Source organism: Microbacterium sp. F01, from assembly GCF_056156365.1.
In genome coordinates, this window is the sequence record NZ_CM149592.1 from 1,737,346 (window position 1) to 1,755,191 (window position 17,846).

At 70.0% G+C, this 17,846-nt stretch carries 13 protein-coding genes and 1 pseudogene; 11 read left to right on the forward strand and 3 right to left on the reverse strand.

All coding sequences use genetic code 11. The annotated features are described in order from the left end of the window. Positions 1 to 45 precede the first annotated feature (45 nt). The 5 genes from rpsA (at position 46) to ACVN90_RS07810 (ending at position 5,898) form a co-directional block, all read left to right on the forward strand. Positions 46 to 1,494 (forward strand): 30S ribosomal protein S1, encoded by a 1,449-nt coding sequence (gene rpsA / locus ACVN90_RS07790; RefSeq protein ID WP_045298874.1) that lies wholly within the window; start codon positions 46 to 48, stop codon positions 1,492 to 1,494. 121 nt (positions 1,495 to 1,615) lie between these two features. Next, complete coding sequence (locus ACVN90_RS07795; RefSeq protein WP_475101560.1) at positions 1,616 to 2,185, forward strand: GIY-YIG nuclease family protein; 570 nt, start codon at positions 1,616 to 1,618, stop codon at positions 2,183 to 2,185. A gap of 102 nt (positions 2,186 to 2,287) precedes the next feature. After that, complete coding sequence (locus ACVN90_RS07800; RefSeq protein ID WP_475101561.1) at positions 2,288 to 2,959, forward strand: hypothetical protein; 672 nt, start codon at positions 2,288 to 2,290, stop codon at positions 2,957 to 2,959. 102 nt (positions 2,960 to 3,061) lie between these two features. Next, a complete protein-coding gene (locus ACVN90_RS07805; protein ID WP_475101562.1) occupies positions 3,062 to 4,735 on the forward strand; it encodes a sensor histidine kinase in 1,674 nt (557 codons plus the stop codon). Next, positions 4,732 to 5,898: a hypothetical protein gene (locus ACVN90_RS07810; RefSeq protein WP_475101563.1), complete on the forward strand. Its 1,167-nt coding sequence runs from the start codon at positions 4,732 to 4,734 to the stop codon at positions 5,896 to 5,898. Before ACVN90_RS07805 ends, ACVN90_RS07810 begins: the two co-directional genes overlap by 4 nt. Positions 5,899 to 5,928: 30 nt before the next feature. Here the strand turns inward: ACVN90_RS07810 and ACVN90_RS07815 are convergent, their stop codons facing one another. Beyond that, complete coding sequence (locus tag ACVN90_RS07815; protein WP_475101564.1) at positions 5,929 to 6,672, reverse strand: response regulator transcription factor; 744 nt, start codon at positions 6,670 to 6,672, stop codon at positions 5,929 to 5,931. A 496-nt stretch (positions 6,673 to 7,168) separates the two neighbouring features. On the opposite strand from ACVN90_RS07815, the gene coaE reads away from it, so the two are divergent. From coaE to uvrB, 3 genes are all read left to right on the forward strand, one after another. Continuing rightward, a complete protein-coding gene (gene coaE, locus ACVN90_RS07820) occupies positions 7,169 to 7,792 on the forward strand; it encodes a dephospho-CoA kinase (RefSeq protein ID WP_475101565.1) in 624 nt (207 codons plus the stop codon). 27 nt (positions 7,793 to 7,819) lie between these two features. Further along, positions 7,820 to 8,482 (forward strand): hypothetical protein, encoded by a 663-nt coding sequence (locus tag ACVN90_RS07825; protein ID WP_475101566.1) that lies wholly within the window; start codon positions 7,820 to 7,822, stop codon positions 8,480 to 8,482. Positions 8,483 to 8,560: 78 nt separating this feature from the next. Further along, the gene (gene uvrB, locus ACVN90_RS07830; RefSeq protein WP_475101567.1) at positions 8,561 to 10,642 is read left to right on the forward strand and encodes an excinuclease ABC subunit UvrB; all 2,082 of its coding nucleotides are present in this window, start codon (positions 8,561 to 8,563) and stop codon (positions 10,640 to 10,642) included. A 37-nt stretch (positions 10,643 to 10,679) separates the two neighbouring features. On the opposite strand, the gene ACVN90_RS07835 is transcribed toward uvrB, so the two are convergent. After that, complete coding sequence (locus tag ACVN90_RS07835) at positions 10,680 to 10,934, reverse strand: hypothetical protein (protein WP_475101568.1); 255 nt, start codon at positions 10,932 to 10,934, stop codon at positions 10,680 to 10,682. 43 nt (positions 10,935 to 10,977) lie between these two features. Here ACVN90_RS07835 and ACVN90_RS07840 point away from each other — a divergent pair, with 43 nt between their 5' ends. Continuing rightward, entirely contained in the window at positions 10,978 to 11,421 is a 444-nt protein-coding gene (locus ACVN90_RS07840) for a MarR family winged helix-turn-helix transcriptional regulator (RefSeq protein ID WP_475101569.1), read from the forward strand. Positions 11,422 to 11,673: 252 nt separating this feature from the next. On the opposite strand, the pseudogene ACVN90_RS07845 reads toward ACVN90_RS07840, so the two are convergent. Then, a pseudogene (locus ACVN90_RS07845) lies at positions 11,674 to 12,699 on the reverse strand (IS110 family RNA-guided transposase); the annotation flags it as partial. Positions 12,700 to 12,937: 238 nt separating this feature from the next. On the opposite strand from ACVN90_RS07845, the gene uvrA reads away from it, so the two are divergent. Then, positions 12,938 to 15,889 carry an excinuclease ABC subunit UvrA gene (uvrA, locus tag ACVN90_RS07850; RefSeq protein ID WP_475101570.1) on the forward strand — a complete coding sequence of 984 codons (2,952 nt, stop codon included), beginning with the start codon at positions 12,938 to 12,940 and terminating at the stop codon, positions 15,887 to 15,889. 5 nt (positions 15,890 to 15,894) lie between these two features. Further along, entirely contained in the window at positions 15,895 to 17,826 is a 1,932-nt protein-coding gene (gene uvrC / locus ACVN90_RS07855) for an excinuclease ABC subunit UvrC (RefSeq protein ID WP_475101571.1), read from the forward strand. Positions 17,827 to 17,846 lie beyond the last annotated feature (20 nt).

The window sequence follows — 17,846 nt, forward strand, 5'->3', positions numbered from 1 at the left end:
ACGCAGGGGCCCGACACCCCAACCCCAACAAGGACAACCCACTACATGACTACCGCAACGACCGCCCCGGCCACCAAGCAGGTCGCGATCAACGACATCGGATCTGCCGAGGACTTCCTGGCCGCGGTCGAGAAGACTCTGAAGTTCTTCAACGACGGCGACCTCATCGAGGGCACCGTGGTGAAGATCGACCGCGACGAGGTGCTCCTCGACGTCGGTTACAAGACCGAGGGCGTCATCCCCTCGCGTGAGCTTTCCATCAAGCACGACGTCGACCCCAACGAGGTCGTCAAGGTCGGCGACGAGGTCGAAGCCCTCGTTCTCCAGAAGGAGGACAAGGAAGGCCGCCTCATCCTCTCGAAGAAGCGCGCACAGTACGAGCGTGCGTGGGGCGACGTCGAGAAGATCAAGGAGAACGACGGTGTGGTCACCGGCTCCGTGATCGAGGTCGTCAAGGGTGGTCTGATCGTCGACATCGGCCTGCGTGGCTTCCTCCCCGCATCGCTCATCGAGCTCCGCCGCGTCCGCGACCTCACGCCGTACCTCGGCCAGGAGATCGAGGCGAAGATCCTCGAGCTCGACAAGAACCGCAACAACGTCGTGCTGTCGCGCCGCGCCCTGCTCGAGCAGACGCAGTCCGAGTCGCGCACCACGTTCCTCAACAACCTCCACAAGGGCCAGGTCCGCAAGGGCACGGTCTCGTCGATCGTCAACTTCGGTGCGTTCGTCGACCTCGGTGGCGTCGACGGTCTCGTCCACGTCTCGGAGCTCTCGTGGAAGCACATCGAGCACGCGTCCGAGGTCGTCGAGGTCGGCCAGGAGGTCACCGTCGAGATCCTCGAGGTGGACCTCGACCGCGAGCGCGTCTCGCTGTCGCTTAAGGCGACGCAGGAGGACCCGTGGCAGGTCTTCGCCCGCACCCACGCGATCGGCCAGGTCGCGCCGGGCAAGGTCACCAAGCTCGTTCCGTTCGGTGCGTTCGTGCGCGTCGCGGACGGCATCGAGGGCCTCGTGCACATCTCGGAGCTGTCGGGCAAGCACGTCGAGCTCGCGGAGCAGGTCGTGTCGGTCGGCGAAGAGGTCTTCGTCAAGATCATCGACATCGACCTCGAGCGTCGCCGCATCTCGCTCTCGCTCAAGCAGGCGAACGAGTCGGTCGACCCCCACGGCACCGAGTTCGACCCGGCCCTCTACGGCATGGTCACGGAGTACGACGAGCACGGCGAGTACAAGTACCCCGAGGGCTTCGACCCGGAGACCAACGCCTGGCTCGAAGGCTTCGATGAGCAGCGCGAGAAGTGGGAGCAGGAGTACGCCGCCGCCCACGCTCGCTGGGAGGCCCACAAGGCTGCCGTCATCAAGGCCCTCGAGGCCGAGGCTGCCGCTCCGGTCGAGACCGGCGCGTCCTCGTACTCGTCCGACAGCGGCCCCGCGGGCACGCTGGCTGACGACGAGGCCCTCGCCGCCCTCCGCGAGAAGCTCTCGGGTCGCTGATCCTGAGCTGAGCCTCCGGGTTCGCTGAACCGTCTGGTTCGATAGGCCGTCACCACCGCTTCGGCGGGGGTGGCGGCCTTTCGCGTACCGCAGCGTCGGAGGTCGCCGGTACCGTCGCCCTGTGCCAGTGATTCCTCCCGCCGTGCGATGTCTTGTGGGCGATGACGGATGCCGCGGCCCCGTGCCGGCGGACGCTCCGGTCGCGCTGTGCGAGGCGCATCTCGCTGCCGCGGGGGAATGGGCGGACGCCCAGTACGGGGCCACCGACGCGCTGCCGTCACCGTGCCGGCTGTGCGGCTCGCGACTGGGTGTCCGCTATCCGTCGGGCTGGCTGTGCGCCGTGTGCGAGTGGCGCTACGGCGATCTCCCCGACGACGACATCGCTCCACCCCGCGTCGACGTGGTGTACTACCTGCGCTACGAGGACCGCGTGAAGATCGGCACGAGCGCGAATCCGCGCCAGCGCTTCGGCGCGATATGGCACGACGAGCTGCTGGCGTTCGAGCGCGGGGGTCGCACGCTCGAGCAGCGGCGGCACGCGCAGTTCGCCACCGATCGCTTCCCGGGCACGGAGTGGTTCCGCCGCTCCGACGCCCTCTCTGCGCACATCGCCGTGCTCGCCGCGGGTGTCGACGACCCGTGGCAGCTCCACGCCCGCTGGCTGAGCGAGGCGCTCGCGGCACGCGGGTGAGCCCGTACGCTCTGCGAGAACGGCCGCGGCTCCTCCAGCAGCTTCCGAGGAAACACGCCTAGTTTGAGATTCCACCCGCCCACGCAGACGACGGAGCAGCACATGGGATTCCTCGACCGACTGTTCGGAGGAACGGATGACGCGCGCCAGGAGCCGCCCGTTCCGCAGAACCGCTACGGCGCCCAGGGGCCGGGCATGCAGCCGCCCCGGAGCGAGGACGAGATCGCGATCGAGCGCTACCGGTACCTGCTGAAGACCGCGCCGCCGGAAACGATCGAACAGGTCCACGCCGAGGCCTTCTCGAAGCTCACCGAACCCCAGCGACAGCAGGTGCTCGCCGAGCTGTCGGCCGGACTCCCGCCGCAGGAGCAGCCGCGCTCCACCGATCCGCAGGCCATGGCCCGCGCGGCGACCCGCGCCGAGTACACCAGCCCCGGGTTCATGGAGCGCACCCTCGGGCCGCAGCGCCAGGGTCCCTCGTTCGGCTCGATGCTGGGATCGTCGATCCTCGGCACCGTGATCGGCTACGTCATCGGCTCTGCGCTGGTGAGCTCGTTCCTGGCGCCCGGCCTCGCGTACGACCAGGGCTACGAGGACGGCTCCGCCGCCGACGACGGCTCCGGCGAGACCGGCGCCTCCGGCGAGACCGGCGCCGCGGACGCCGGCGCCGACTCGGGGGCGGGCTGGGGCGGTGACCCGGGCTCGGGCTGGGGCGGCGACGCCGCAGCCGGAGACATGGGCGGACTCGGGGACTTCGGCGACTTCGGCTTCTGACCCCGCGGCACCCACGGCCCTGACCGGGTTCGCGTGCCCGGGAGGGCGGCGGCGAGCGCGCCGTTCGGGCATGGGGGCCGCAGCATCCGTTACCTTCGCCGTATGACCGCCGCGACACCGGGCGAGCCGGGTAGGCCCGCGGCGCGTTCCCGCATGGGCGGGACTGCGCCGGAGGGCGCCGATCGCACGCGCGGTCGTACGGCGACGTTGAACCAGCTGCTGCTGGCCGCGGTGGTGTTCGTGCTCGGCGTCCTCGTGGCGATCGGGCCGTTCGGCGGCGAGCCGGTGCTCTTCTTCCTCGGCGTCGTCCTCGTGGTCGCGGTGACCGCCGTCACGCTCGTCGTGCCCTGGGGAAGCTTGCCGTACGGGTGGGTCGCGGTGGTGCCTGCGCTCGACATCGTCGCCATCACGCTGATGCAGATCGCGGCCCCCGACACGGTGCTCGGGCTGCTGTGGATCTTCCCTGCGACGTGGCTCGCCGGCGGGTTCGGGCTGCTGGGCCTGTTCGGCGTGATCGTCGCGATCGCGGGCATCGTGAGCGTGCTCACCGCGCTCAGCGCCACCGAGGTCACGTACCGGACCTTCCTGCTGCCGCTCGTGATCATCGCCGTCGCCGTCACGAGCCACCTCAACGCCCGGAGGTCGGACGCCCAGCGCATGCTGCTGGCGAAGCAGTCGCAGCTGCTCGCGAGCGTGCTCGCGCGCACCCGACGCCAGGAGCAGGTCGTCACGGAGGTTCTCGACGCCGTCGACTTCGGCGTCGTGCGCATGGGCACGAGCGGCCGCGTCGCGGTCACCAACGAGGCACACGGCAAACTCCTGCAGGGATTCGAGCCTGAGCACGACGGCACCGGGGTGCCGGCGTTCCGCGACGACGGCACCTCGCCGCTGCCCCTCGACGAGCTTCCGCTGGAACGCGCGCGGCGCGGCGAGGCGTTCGACGACCAGGTGGTGTGGTTCGGGGACGAACCCGGGCCCCGTCGCGCGCTCACGATCACGGCGCGGCGGATCACCGACCCCGACGGCGGCGACGCCGGCGCGGTGGTGGTCTCGCGGGATGTGACGGCCGAGCTCACCGCCCTCCGTGCCCGCGACGACCTGGTGGCCTCGGTGTCACACGAGCTGCGCACGCCGCTCACCTCGATCCTCGGCTACCTCGACCTCGCCATCGAGGACCCCGACACGCCCGACGCGGTGCGGGCCAGCCTCGATGTCGCCGAGCGCAACGCCGAGCGCCTGCTGCGCATCGTGGCCGACATCCTCGCGGCGTCGAGCTCGTCGCCGTCGTCGGTCGAGGCATCGCTCGCCCCACAGCTCCTCGACGCGCGCGACCTCGTGCGCGCCGCGGCGGCCGACGCGCTGCCGAGGGCCGCCGCCCGTGCGATCGTCATCGACGAGACGGGCCTCGAGCCGGCGACGGTGTGGGCCGACCCGCTGCGGCTGCGGCAGGTCGTCGACAACCTCGTGTCGAACGCCATCGCCTACAACAAGGACGGCGGCACGGTGTTCGTCGGCACCACGACCGACGGCACGTCGAGCTGGATCCTGGTGCGCGACACCGGGGTCGGCATCTCGGACGCCGATCGCTCGCGCCTCTTCCAGCGGTACTACAAGGCGGGCGGCGAACGCCGCGCGGGCACCGGCCTCGGCCTCGCGATCACCCGTGACATCGTGCGCGCCCACGGCGGCGACCTCGCCCTGCACAGCGCTCCCGGCGTCGGGTCGACCTTCATCGTGAAGCTGCCCGCGATCGGACCGGAAGGAGAAGAAGGATGACCCTCGATCTGCCGAGCGTGCTCATCATGACCGCGCTGGTCGTCAACGTCAGCGGCGTGCTGTTCATCCTCGAAACCCTGCTGCGACGCGACGAGGGCGCGGGGCGCATCTGGTCGATCGCGTTCCTCGCGGCGATGCTGACCACCCTCGCCTACACGATCTGGGTGCAGTCGGACGGCGCCTGGTGGGCGATCGCCGTCGGCAACGCGGCGTTCGTCGCGGGCACCGGGTGCATGTGGCTGGGATGCCGCCGTTTCAACAGACGCGACATGCGGTGGCCGTCGGCCCTCGTGGCCGTCGCGGTGGCCGCGGCCGCCGCCGCGGTCGCGGTCGAGGGCGACGCCGGCGGTGACTGGGCGGGTGCGCTGTGGATGTTCGTGCCGCTGCTGTGCTTCGCCGGCGCGGGCGCCGTGGAATGCCTTCGCGGCGATATGCGGGAGTCGCGGACGGCGTGGGTGCTCGGGGCCGTCCTCGGATTCCAGTCGCTGTACTACGTCTCACGCACCACCGCCTTCGTGACCTCCGGCCCCGACAGCGCGCTGTTCGAGACCGCCTTCGGGACGATCAGTACGAGCTACCTCACCGTGACGCTGACGATCGTGGCCGTCGTCGTGACCTCGGTGCTGCGGGCGAGCCGTGCGCCGGTGCGCGGCTACCTGCGCGAGGCCCGCGCCATCGACGATGAGGCGGGCATCCTCAGCGAAGCGTCGTTCGCCGCCGTTCTCGAGGGCCTGTGCCGGCGCGCCGAGCGGCGATTCGAGCCGATCGCGGTGACGGCCGTCCGTCTCGACGACCTCGACCAGATCTCGACCGCGTTCGGAAGCGACGTCGCGGGAGCGGTCGCGGCGACCTGGCGGACCGGGGTGCGCCATCACGCGCCCACGAATGCGGTCGTCGGCCAGGACGGGCACACCGGGCTCGTGATCGGCCTCGCTGTCGCGTCCCCGCAGGAGGCGCGGCGGCAGGCGGGCGCGATCTACCGCGGTCTGTTCGACGACCTCGGCAAGGTCGGCGGGGGAGTGATCCCCGTGGTCGGTGTCGGCGTGGCTCTGAGCGAGACGGCGGGGTATGAGCCGGCGGAGCTCATGCGCGTCGCCCGGGAGGCCGCGAGCCGCGCGGCGGCGAACGTCGAGACGTCGGTCCTCGTCGACGAGGCCGAGTAGCGGCATCCGTCCGCCCTCGCGGAGCGCCCGTCAGGCAGTGAGCCGGTAGCCGACGCCGCGCACGGTCTCGATCCACCGCGGCTGAGCGGGTGACTCGCCCAGTTTGCGCCGGAGGTTCGCCATGTGCACCTCGATGGCGCGCGCATCGCTGTCGGAGACGAAGTCGCTGACCGCATACTGGTCGCCGCGCAGCATGAGGGCGAGGTCCGACTTCGCCCGCACGCGCCGGCCCGCCACGAGCAGATCGGCGAGGATGTCGAACTCGCTGCGCGTCAGCTCGACGTCCTCGTCGTCGACGGTGACGAGGTGGGTCGAGGCGTTGAGGCGCAGCCCGTGGTGCTCGAGCCACACGCCGTCGGACGACCCGTTCTCGTCCACGGTGTCGGAGTCGGCCGGCGCGACGTGCCGCGGCCGACGCAGCATGGCGTCGATGCGGGCACGCAGCTCGCGCGGGCGGAAGGGCTTCGCGACGTAGTCGTCGGCCCCCGCCTCCAGACCCTGGAGGGCGTCGATCTCCTCGGTGCGGGCACTGAGCATCACGATGTACGTCGAGCTGATGGCCCGGATGCGCTTGGCGGTCTCGAAGCCGTCCATGCCGGGCATGTTGACGTCGAGCGTCGTGACCAGGGGGCGGTGCTCCCGCACCAGCTCGACGCCGTCGGCGCCGTTGGCCGCGCCGTGCACCTCGAAGCCCGCCTGAGCGAGCACGGTCGACAGGAGAGAACGGATGTCTTCCTCGTCCTCGATCACGACTGCGACGCGCGCTTCTTCCACCGATGCACCCTCCGGGTCCGGTGCTGTCGACGGACCCTGGACGTCGGTCATGATATCCCAGAACGCGACGCGGAACGGGTGCGGCAGGCCGTCGACGATCACGGGAGGCGACCGTGCGCGGCGCGGGCCGTGGAGTTCTGCTCTCGTGTTCCCGTCACCCCGTCGGCCCGGCGGGCCGCGCGGAGGGCGGGAGCTATCCCCACATCCCGCCCTGCGCGCGTCCTCCGTGCACGGACCGGAGCCGCTGTCGTCCCCACGCGTGCGGCCCTTCCGTACCCCAGGACGATCCGGCTGGTGCAGCGGGGCGGTGTCGCGTCGGTCGCCACGATGTCGGGTCCGGCGCTCATCTTCCGCCCTCCCCAGTGCTGCACGGGTGAATCTGTCCTTCGGGTGCCCCGAGGCTACCTCCGGTGCCTCAATGCTCGCTCAGGCCCGCCTCAGGAACCGCGCAAGGCTTGCGGGCGTCCGCGGCGCCGCGGCGTGGCATGCTCGAACCATGCCGCTCGTCGCCCTCACCGGAGGCATCGCCTCGGGAAAGTCCACGATCGCCCGTCGCCTCGCCGAGCATGGCGCGGTCGTCGTCGACGCCGATCAGCTGGTCCGCGAGGTGCAGCAGCCCGGCTCGCCGGTGCTGGCCGCGATCGCCGAGAACTTCGGGGAACGGATGCTGCGTCCCGACGGATCCCTGGACCGCGCCGCCCTCGGCAGCCGGGTGTTCGGCGACGACGCCGCGATCGCCCGGCTCAACGGGATCGTCCACCCCGCCGTCCGCGCCGAATCCGCGCGCCGGTTCGAGGAGGCCTTCGCGGCCGACCCCCACGCGGTGGTCGTCTACGACGTGCCGCTGCTCGTCGAGGCACGCGTCGACGACCCCTGGCAGCTCATCATCGTGGCGCACGCCCCCGAAGACGTCCGCCTCCGGCGTCTCGTCGAGCTGCGCGGGATGACCGAGACCGAAGCTGCGGCCCGCCTCGCATCTCAGGTGCCCGACGAGGCCCGCCTCCGGATCGCCGATGTGGTCATCGACACCGCGGGCTCGCTCGAGAGCACCGAGCGCCAGGCCGACGAGCTGTGGAGATCGCTCGACGAACACGTCGCGCAGCGCGCCGCGCGAACGTAATCTGGAAGCGGAGCGAGGAGGTCCCAGATGGCCGTGTTCTCGAGGTTCCGCCGGCGCAGGACGCCGTACGGTGCGACGACCGAGGAGGAGCGCATCGCGCGCTACGTCTACCTCCTCAACACCCTGCCCGCTTCCGTGATCGAGAGCGCGCACGCCACGGCCTTCGCCGACCTCCCGCCGGAGCGCCGGCGCGAGATGTTCGAGCAGCTGCGGCCGTTCCTCGCCGACTCGGAGCGTGACGCGGCCGCCGAGGACCCGACGGTGATCGCACGGCTCGTCCGCCGCGCCGAGGAGCACAAGGCACGGCGCGCCGCGGAGGCGGATGCGGCGACGCAGGCGGCGACGGACCCCGCCCGCACGGCCGTCGCCGTCGACGATCGCGATCCGCGCGACGGCGTCGATGCACGCGCGATGCTCCTGAACGTCGGCGTGATGACGATCGTGGCGAACCAGTTCCTGGTGTCGAGCTCGATCGCCGCGTACTTCACGGTCGGCGCCGGATCGCTGCAGCTCGGCGACAGCCCCGCGTGGATCGGCGAGACCTACGACCCCGGTTCCGGCGGGTACGACGGCGGCGCGGGCGGCGGATACGACGGCGGCGGCGGCTTCGACGGGGGCGGCTTCGGCGGTGGCTTCGACGCCGGGGGCTTCGGCGGTGGCTTCGACGGCGGCGGGGGATTCGGCGGCTGAACCGCGCGGGCACGCGCCGCAGCATCCGCTCATCGCGAACGCCGCCCCGATGTCGGGGGCCGCGCCTACGCTGGATTGGTGCAGACCACACGATCCGTGCGGCCGTTCGAGGTCGTGAGCGAATACGAGCCGTCGGGTGACCAGCCCCAGGCGATCGCGCAGCTGGCGGCGCGCATCAACGCCGGCGAGACCGACGTCGTGCTGCTGGGCGCGACCGGTACCGGCAAGTCGGCGACGACGGCCTGGCTCGTCGAGGCCGTTCAGCGACCGACCCTCGTGCTCGCGCACAACAAGACCCTGGCCGCGCAGCTGGCGAACGAGTTCCGTGAGCTCATGCCGCACAACGCGGTGGAGTACTTCGTCAGCTATTACGACTACTACCAGCCCGAGGCGTACGTCCCGCAGACCGATACGTTCATCGAGAAGGACTCGTCGGTCAACGCCGAGGTCGAGCGGCTGCGCCACTCGACGACCAACTCGCTGCTCAGCCGCCGCGACGTGATCGTCGTCAGCACCGTCTCGTGCATCTACGGCCTCGGTGCGCCCGACGAGTACCGCCGTGCCATGGTGGCGCTGCAGGTGGGGGAGGTCTACGACCGCGACGCGCTCATCCGCAAGTTCATCGCGATGCAGTACAACCGCAACGACGTCGACTTCTCGCGCGGCAACTTCCGCGTGCGCGGCGACACCATCGAGATCATCCCCGTGTACGAGGAGTACGCGATCCGCATCGAGATGTTCGGAGACGAGATCGAGGCGCTGTTCATGCTCCACCCGCTCACGGGCGACGTGGTGCAGCGGCTCGACGCCGTGCCGATCTTCCCCGCGTCGCACTATGTCGCCGGCACCGAGACGGTGCAGCGCGCGATCGGCACGATCGAAGACGAGCTCGCCGACCGCCTGAAGGAGCTCGAGTCGCAGAACAAGCTGCTCGAGGCGCAGCGCCTGCGCATGCGCACCACCTTCGACCTCGAGATGCTGCAGCAGCTCGGGTTCTGCTCGGGCATCGAGAACTACTCGCGTCACATGGACGGGCGCGCCCCGGGCGAGCCGCCGCACACGCTCCTCGACTTCTTCCCCGACGACTTCCTCATGGTGATCGACGAGTCCCACGTCACCGTCCCGCAGATCGGGGCGATGTACGAGGGGGACGCCTCGCGCAAGCGCACCCTCGTCGAGCACGGGTTCCGGCTGCCGAGCGCGCTCGACAACAGGCCGCTCCGGTGGGACGAGTTCAAGGACCGCGTCGGCCAGACGGTGTACCTGTCGGCGACACCAGGCCGGTACGAGATGGGCATCGCCGACGGCGTGGTCGAGCAGATCATCCGCCCGACGGGCCTCGTCGACCCCGAGATCGTGGTGAAGCCGTCGAAGGGCCAGATCGACGACCTCCTCGAAGAGATCCGCCTCCGCGTCGAGCGCGACGAGCGCGTGCTCGTCACGACGCTCACGAAGAAGATGGCCGAGGAGCTCACCGACTTCCTCGGCGAGCACGGCGTTCGCGTGCGCTACCTGCACTCCGACGTCGACACGCTGCGGCGCGTCGAGCTCCTCAGCGAGCTGCGCGCGGGCGTGTACGACGTGCTCGTGGGCATCAACCTCCTCCGCGAGGGTCTCGACCTGCCCGAGGTCTCGCTGGTGTCGATCCTCGACGCCGACAAGGAGGGGTTCCTCCGCAGCGGCACGTCCCTCATCCAGACGATCGGTCGCGCGGCCCGCAACGTGTCGGGCCAGGTGCACATGTACGCCGACACGGTGACCGACTCGATGGCGAAGGCGATCGAAGAGACCGACCGGCGCCGCGAGAAGCAGATCGCCTACAACACCGCCAACGGCATCGAGCCGCAGGCGCTGCGCAAGCGCATCGCCGACATCACCGAGGTGCTCGCGCGCGAAGCCTCCGACACCGATCGGATGCTGCGGGGCAAGGCCGCGGCGAAGACGAAGTCCGGTGTCGGCAAGAGCCCGACCCCGCAGCTGCGGCGCGAGGGCATCGCGGCGGAAGGGGCGGAGCAGCTCGAGGCGACCATCGCCGACCTCAGCCAGCAGATGCTCGCGGCGGCCGGGGAGCTGAAGTTCGAGCTCGCCGCACGCCTCCGCGACGAGGTCCAGGACCTCAAGAAAGAGCTGCGCGCCATGGAGCGCGCGGGTCACGCCTGAGCCGGCGCCCTTCGACGTCGCTCCGGCATCCCCATGGCTAGGGGCAGTGCATCAGCGGCTTGGGTCCCGAGCGGTCGAACGTGTGCTGCGAGATAGGTGCACCGCACAGCGGGCACGCGCGCTCGGCTCGTTCCGCCTGGCTCGGCGGGGGAGTCGTCTCGTAGGGTCCGACGGCGGCGGGGCCGGCGACGCGGATGAGGTTGGAGTTGAGGAACGCGTACCAGCCGCCGGCTTCGCGCACGCGCTCGCGGAGCGGACGACGGTCGGGGGTGGAGGCATCCGTGTCTGGCATGTTTCTTAGTGTACTAACGATTAGTGCACGATAGAATCATCAGGTGTCAGATGCCGAACTCAGCCCCGACGACCTGCTCAAGCTCGACAACCAGGTCTGCTTCGCCCTGGTGACCGCCGCGCGCAACGTCGTCGGACTGTACCGGCCCATCCTCGAGCCGCTCGGCCTCACGCACCCGCAGTACCTCGTGATGCTCGCGCTGTGGGAGAGGTCCCCGCGGTCGCTTCGCGAGCTGGCCGCCGAGCTCGCCCTGGAACCCGCGACCCTCTCGCCGCTCGTGAAGCGCCTCGAGGCGCAGGATCTCGTCACCCGCTCGCGCCGCGACGACGACGAGCGGGTGCTCGACGTCCGTCTCACCGAGGCCGGAACGCGTCTTCGCGCACAGGCGCTCGACGTGCCGGGCCAGGTGATGGCGAGTGTGGGGACGGATGCCGCCGCGCTCCTGGCGCTCCGCGACGCGCTGCAGCCCTTCGCCGGCGCTCGCTGACCCCGGGCGCCCGGTGCCTCGTCTTCGCGCACGGCGAACGGCTCCCAGCCCTCGTGATGCTCCTATTGGTTGTCAAGCCGTGAGGAGCCATTTGCGGTAGGTGGTGGCGAAGTCGTCGTCGCGTCGTTTTCCGCGTTCGATGGTGGAGATCTTCATGGGCCAGACGCTGAAGTGTTGGGCGGCGGTCTCGAGGCTGATGCCGCGTTGCTGGCGGAGAGGGCGGAGATCGTCGAAGGCTGGGATCTCGACGTCTTGGGTGAGCAGGGTGAAGATCTCCCGAGCGACGGTGCGTTTCAGACAGCGGATGATCTCCCGCGTTGAGCGGCCCTCGGCGCGTTTCTTGGCGACGTAGTCTCGGGTGCGTTGTTCGTAGCTCATCCTGACCAGCACGATCCGGTGCAGGGCAGCATTCGCTTGCCGGTCACCGCCCCGGTTCAGGCGGTGGCGGGTGGTCTTCCCGCTGGACGCGGGGATCGGGCTGACTCCGCAGAGCGCGGCGAACGCGGCTTCCCCGTGGAGCCGTTCCGGGTTGTCTCCGGCCGTCACGAGCAGTTGCGCGGCGGTGACCGGGCCGACGCCCTTCGCGGCAGCGAGGGCCGGGTTCTGCTGCCTGGTGAGGTGTTCGAGGAGGGACTCGAGGTCGGTGATCTCGTCGGTGAGCTGCTGGTGTCTGCGGGCGAGGGACCGGAGCGTGCGGGCGACGATCGTCGTCACATCGACGGCATCGGCCGGGCCGGTGGCGGCGAGGGTGCTGATCAGGGATTTATCGGTCCGGCCCCGATACTTCTGGCGGATCTTCTCGGGAGCGGTCACCAACAGGGTCTTGATCTGCACTTGCGCGGCGGTGCGGGCCTTGACAGCGCTGCGGCGGGCGACCAGGACGTGTCGGATCGCTTCGACCTGACCATCCGCGGTCTTCGGCACGGGCAGATCGGTCTCGGCCAGCGCGGTCGCGGCAGCGGCGTACGCGTCGATCGGGTCGGACTTGCCCCGCATCCGCCGGGTCTGCCGGTTCGGGCGGATCACCTCACTGACCAGGATGCCGTGATCACGCAGAACACGGGCCAGGCCGGCCCCGTACGAACCGGTGCCTTCGACACCAACCCGCAGCAGCACACCGAACGACACGATGAACGCGATCAGCGCGAGATAGCCGGCCTCAGTCGCCGGGAACTGACGATCGCCCAGTCTCCGCCCGGCGCTGTCGACGACGGCGGCATGATGCGTATCGGCGTGCGTGTCGACTCCGGCGATGACTTCCACCGCAGGTGTTGTCATGATGGTTCTGCCCTTCTCTAGTCGGATCGGCAACCGACCGGGCGGGCAGACAGGACGTTGATGGGGGCCTGTTCGCCCAGGCTCCTATGAAGTCATGTCCGCCTGGTCGGCGACCTCAGAAGCCCCGCCCGGTGTCGACGGATCACTTTGAAGGCACCAGGGCCAGTCGGAGGCTGAGTCAGACGCTCGGCGGGGCGCTACCAGTCTCAACGTCGGAGGCCCCACCTAGACTTGTCGGGTGCCCATCGTCCCTGTCGCCCTGCCCGGAAACATGACCGGAAACTCTGTCGGCGGTACCAGCGGAAAGCTCAGCGTCCGCGGTGCCCGCGTGCACAACCTCAAGGACGTCGACCTCGACATCCCGCGCGATTCGCTCGTCGTGTTCACGGGCCTCTCGGGCTCGGGCAAGTCGAGCCTCGCGTTCGACACGATCTTCGCGGAGGGCCAGCGCCGCTACGTCGAGTCGCTGAGCGCGTACGCCCGGCAGTTCCTCGGTCAGGTCGACCGTCCCGACGTCGACTTCATCGAGGGGCTGAGCCCCGCCGTGTCGATCGACCAGAAGTCGACCAACCGCAACCCGCGGTCGACGGTCGGCACGATCACCGAGATCCACGACTACATGCGCCTGCTGTGGGCGCGCATCGGCGTGCCGCACTGTCCCGAGTGCGGCGAGGTCATCCAGCGTCAGACCGTGCAGCAGATCGCGGACCAGCTCATGGAGCTGCCAGAGCGCACGCGGTACCAGGTCGTCGCTCCCGTCGTCACCCAGAAGAAGGGGGAGTTCGTCGACCTCTTCAAGGAGCTCGGCGCGAAGGGCTACGCCCGTGCGATCGTCGATGGTGAGCTGATCCAGCTCGCCGAGCCGCCGACCCTCAAGAAGAGCTACAAGCACGACATCGCCGTCGTGGTGGACCGCCTCGTCGCGGCACCCGGCATCCTGGATCGCGTCACCGACTCGGTCGAGACCGCGCTCTCGCTCGCCGGCGGTGTCGTGCAGGTCAACTTCGTCGACGAAGAGGGCGACGCCGCGTGGCAGTCCTTCTCCGAGAAGCTCGCGTGCCCGAACGGCCACCCGCTGCAGCTGACCGAGATCGAGCCCCGCACGTTCTCGTTCAACGCGCCGTTCGGCGCGTGCCCGGCGTGCTCGGGTCTCGGCACCCGCATGTCGGTGGACGTCGAGCTCATGCTGGGCGACGAAGACCTCTCGATCCGTGAAGGCGTCCTCATCCCGTGGACGACCCAGGGCAAGGGCCTCTTCCAGTACTACGAGCGCCTGCTCGAGGGTCTCGCCAACGACCTCGCCTTCTCGCTCGACACGCCGTGGAAGAGGCTTCCGTCCGAGGTCCGCGAGGCGGTGCTGCGCGGTGAGAACTACAAGGTCACCGTGCGGTGGAAGAACCGTTACGGCCGCGAGATGCGGTACTCGTCGGGCTTCGAGGGCGTCGTGCCCTACATCGAGCGCCAGTACACGCAGGCAGAGTCCGACACACAGCGCCAGCGCTGGGCCGAGTACCTCCGTGAGGTGCCGTGTCCGGTGTGCGACGGCGCCCGGCTCAAGCCCGAGGTGCTGGCCGTGCAGGTGCACGGGCATTCCATCGCGGATGCGTCGCGCCTGAGCCTCGGCGAGGCACGCGAGTACTTCGCCAAGCTGACGCTCACCGATCGCGAGGCGACGATCGCCGCCCAGGTGCTGCGCGAGATCCGCCTGCGGCTGGACTTCCTCATCCGCGTCGGCCTCGACTACCTCAGCCTCAGCCGCGCCGCGGCGACGCTGTCGGGCGGTGAGGCGCAGCGCATCCGGCTCGCGACCCAGATCGGCTCCGGCCTCACCGGCGTGCTGTACGTGCTCGACGAGCCGTCGATCGGCCTGCACCAGCGTGACAACCGCCGCCTCATCGAGACCCTCGTGGCGCTCCGCGACCTCGGCAACACGCTCATCGTGGTCGAGCACGACGAGGAGACGATCCATGCCGCCGACTGGGTCGTCGACATCGGTCCGGGCGCCGGCGTCAACGGCGGCGAGGTCGTGCACTCGGGCCCGATCGGCGAGCTCCTCGCCGATCCAGACTCGATCACCGGCGACTACCTGTCGGGCCGGCGCTCCATCCCCACCCCGAAGAAGCGCCGCAAGATCGACAAGAAGCGCCAGGTGTCGGTCGTCGGCGCGCGCGAGAACAACCTCAAGAACGTCACTGTCGACTTCCCGCTCGGCGTGCTCACCGCGGTCACCGGAGTCAGCGGCTCGGGCAAGTCGTCGCTGGTCAACGGCATCCTGTATCAGGTCCTCGCGACGCGCCTCAACGGCGCGCGCCGGGTCGCCGGCAAGCACACGCGGGTGACCGGACTCGACAATCTCGACAAGGTCGTGCACGTCGACCAGGCGCCGATCGGCCGCACGCCGCGGTCGAACCCGGCGACGTACACGGGCGTGTTCGACCGCATCCGGACTCTCTTCAGCGAGACGCCCGAGGCGAAGGTGCGCGGCTATCAGCCGGGCCGGTTCAGCTTCAACGTCAAGGGCGGCCGGTGCGAGGCGTGCTCGGGCGACGGCACGATCAAGATCGAGATGAACTTCCTGCCCGACGTGTATGTCGACTGCGAGGTCTGCCACGGCAAGCGGTACAACCGCGACACCCTCGCGGTGCACTACAAGGGCAAGAACATCGCCGAGGTGCTCGAGATGCCGATCGCCGAGGCGGCGGAGTTCTTCGAGCCGATCCAGGCCATCCACCGCTACCTGAAGACCCTCGTCGACGTCGGTCTCGGCTACGTGCGCCTCGGGCAGTCGGCCACGACGCTCTCGGGCGGCGAGGCGCAGCGCGTGAAGCTCGCGACCGAGCTGCAGCGACGCACCAACGGCCGGTCGATCTACGTGCTCGACGAGCCGACCACGGGTCTGCACTTCGAAGACGTCCGCAAGCTGCTCGAGGTGCTGAACGGCCTGGTCGACAAGGGCAACACCGTCATCGTCATCGAGCACAACCTCGACGTGATCAAGTCCTCGGACTGGGTGATCGACCTCGGTCCCGAGGGCGGATCGGGCGGTGGCCAGGTCATCGCGACGGGCACGCCCGAGCATGTCGCCCGCTCGGAGGACAGCCACACCGGCGCGTTCCTCGCCGAGGTCCTCGGGCTGCGCGCCCCCACGCACGCGGTCACCGAGCTCGTCGAGGCCCGCAAGGCCGGCTGAGCCGCATGGCGCGCTCCGCTCCCACCGTCCCGTACAAGCCGAAGCCGGGCGAGATCCCGACCAATCCCGGCGTCTACCGCTTCCGCGACCGCGACGGGCGCGTGCTGTACGTCGGCAAGGCGAAGAACCTGCGTGCGCGCCTGTCGAACTACTTCGCGCCGCTGCATACGCTCCATGAGCGCACGCGGCGCATGGTGACGACCGCGGCATCGGTGGAGTGGACCGTCGTCGCGACCGACGTCGACTCGCTGCAGCTCGAGTACCAGTGGATCAAGGAGTTCGATCCGCCGTTCAATGTCCGCTACAAGGACGACAAGTCGTACCCGTTCATGGCGATCACGCTCGCCGACGAGGCGCCGCGCGTCATCGTGACGCGCAACCGCCGCATCCCGGGGGCGAAGTACTTCGGCCCGTATCCGAAGGTGTGGGCGGTGCACGACACGATCGACCTCATGATCAGGGTGTTCCCGATCCGCACCTGCAGCGACTCGTCGTACAAGAAGGCGATGGCGACCGGGAGGCCGTGCTTCCCCGGGCAGATCGGACGCTGTGGGGGTCCCTGCTCGATGAAGGTCACGATCGAGGAGCACCGCGCCATCGTCGACGACTTCATCGCCTTCATGTCGGGCGGCGACCAGCGCTTCACGAGGGAGCTCACCGCGCGCATGCGCGAGGCCTCGGCCGCGATGGACTACGAGGCGGCCGCCGTCTACCGCGACCGGCTGCAGTCGATCGACGCCGTGCTGAACCGCAGCGCCCTGGTGCTCGCCTCCGACACGGACGCCGATCTCTTCGGCATCGCCGAAGACGAACTGGCCGCCACCGTGCAGCACTTCGTGATCCGCGGTGGCCGCGTGCGCGGCGTGCGGGCGACCACGATCGAGAAGGAGCTCGACATCACCGGCGGCGAACTCGTCGACCAGGTGCTGCAGCGCACATACGGCAACGCCGCGGGCGCCGACATCCCGAAGCAGGTGCTGGTGCCGGCGATGCCCGACGACGCCGCCGACCTCGAGGAATGGCTGCGCACGCGCCGTGGCAAGGCCGTGACGATCCAGATCGCCCAGCGCGGCCGCAAAGCCGACCTCATGCGCACCGCGACCCTCAACGCGCAGCAGGCGCTGATGCTGCACAAGACCCGTCGCACCAGCGATTACGTCGCGCGCAGCCAGGCCCTCACGGATCTGCAGGAGGCGCTCGACCTCGCCGAGGCGCCGCTGCGCATCGAATGCTTCGACGTGTCGCACCTGAGCGGGACGAACGTCGTCGCCTCGATGGTGGTGTTCGAGGACGGCCTGCCCCGCAAGGACCAGTACCGCTCGTTCGGCGTCGCCGAGACCACCGACGACACCGACTCGCTCTACCAGGTGCTCACGCGCCGGCTCGCGTACCTCGATCGCCCGGAGGAGAACGAGCCCGATGCCGCGCCGGATCCGACCGCGGACGGCGAGGTCGTGACCGAGCGGCGCCGCCCGCGCTTCGCGTACCGGCCGCAGCTGCTGGTCGTCGACGGCGGACAGCCGCAGGTCGAGGCCGCGGCGCGGGCGCTGCGCGACGCCGGGCACGAGGAGATCGCGCTGTGCGGCATCGCCAAGCGGCTCGAAGAGGTGTGGCTGCCGGGGGAGGAGTACCCCGTGATCCTGCCCCGCACGTCGGAGGCGCTGTACCTGCTGCAGCGGCTGCGCGACGAGGCCCACCGCTTCGCGATCACGCACCAGCGCAAGCGCCGCCGCCGCGACATCCAGAGCGTGCTGGCGGAAGTGCCGGGCCTCGGCGACGCCCGCATCAAGGCGCTGCTGCGGCACTTCGGCTCGGTGTCGGCGCTGAAGAAGGCGACGCCCGAAGAGATCGCCGAGCTCCCCGGAGTAGGCCCGAAGCTCGCGTCGGCCATCCACACCCACCTCGCCGAGCCTGCCGTCCTCTCCGACGCGCCATAGCGCCGGTCGCGCCGACGAGC

Coding starts and splice junctions, on each gene's coding strand:
- rpsA (WP_045298874.1), top strand. CDS start 46: ATGACTACCGCAACGACCGCCCCGGCCACCAAGCAGGTCGCGATCAAC.
- ACVN90_RS07800 (WP_475101561.1), top strand. CDS start 2,288: ATGGGATTCCTCGACCGACTGTTCGGAGGAACGGATGACGCGCGCCAG.
- ACVN90_RS07805 (WP_475101562.1), top strand. CDS start 3,062: ATGACCGCCGCGACACCGGGCGAGCCGGGTAGGCCCGCGGCGCGTTCC.
- ACVN90_RS07810 (WP_475101563.1), top strand. CDS start 4,732: ATGACCCTCGATCTGCCGAGCGTGCTCATCATGACCGCGCTGGTCGTC.
- coaE (WP_475101565.1), top strand. CDS start 7,169: ATGCCGCTCGTCGCCCTCACCGGAGGCATCGCCTCGGGAAAGTCCACG.
- ACVN90_RS07825 (WP_475101566.1), top strand. CDS start 7,820: ATGGCCGTGTTCTCGAGGTTCCGCCGGCGCAGGACGCCGTACGGTGCG.
- ACVN90_RS07835 (WP_475101568.1), bottom strand. CDS start 10,934: ATGCCAGACACGGATGCCTCCACCCCCGACCGTCGTCCGCTCCGCGAG.
- uvrC (WP_475101571.1), top strand. CDS start 15,895: ATGGCGCGCTCCGCTCCCACCGTCCCGTACAAGCCGAAGCCGGGCGAG.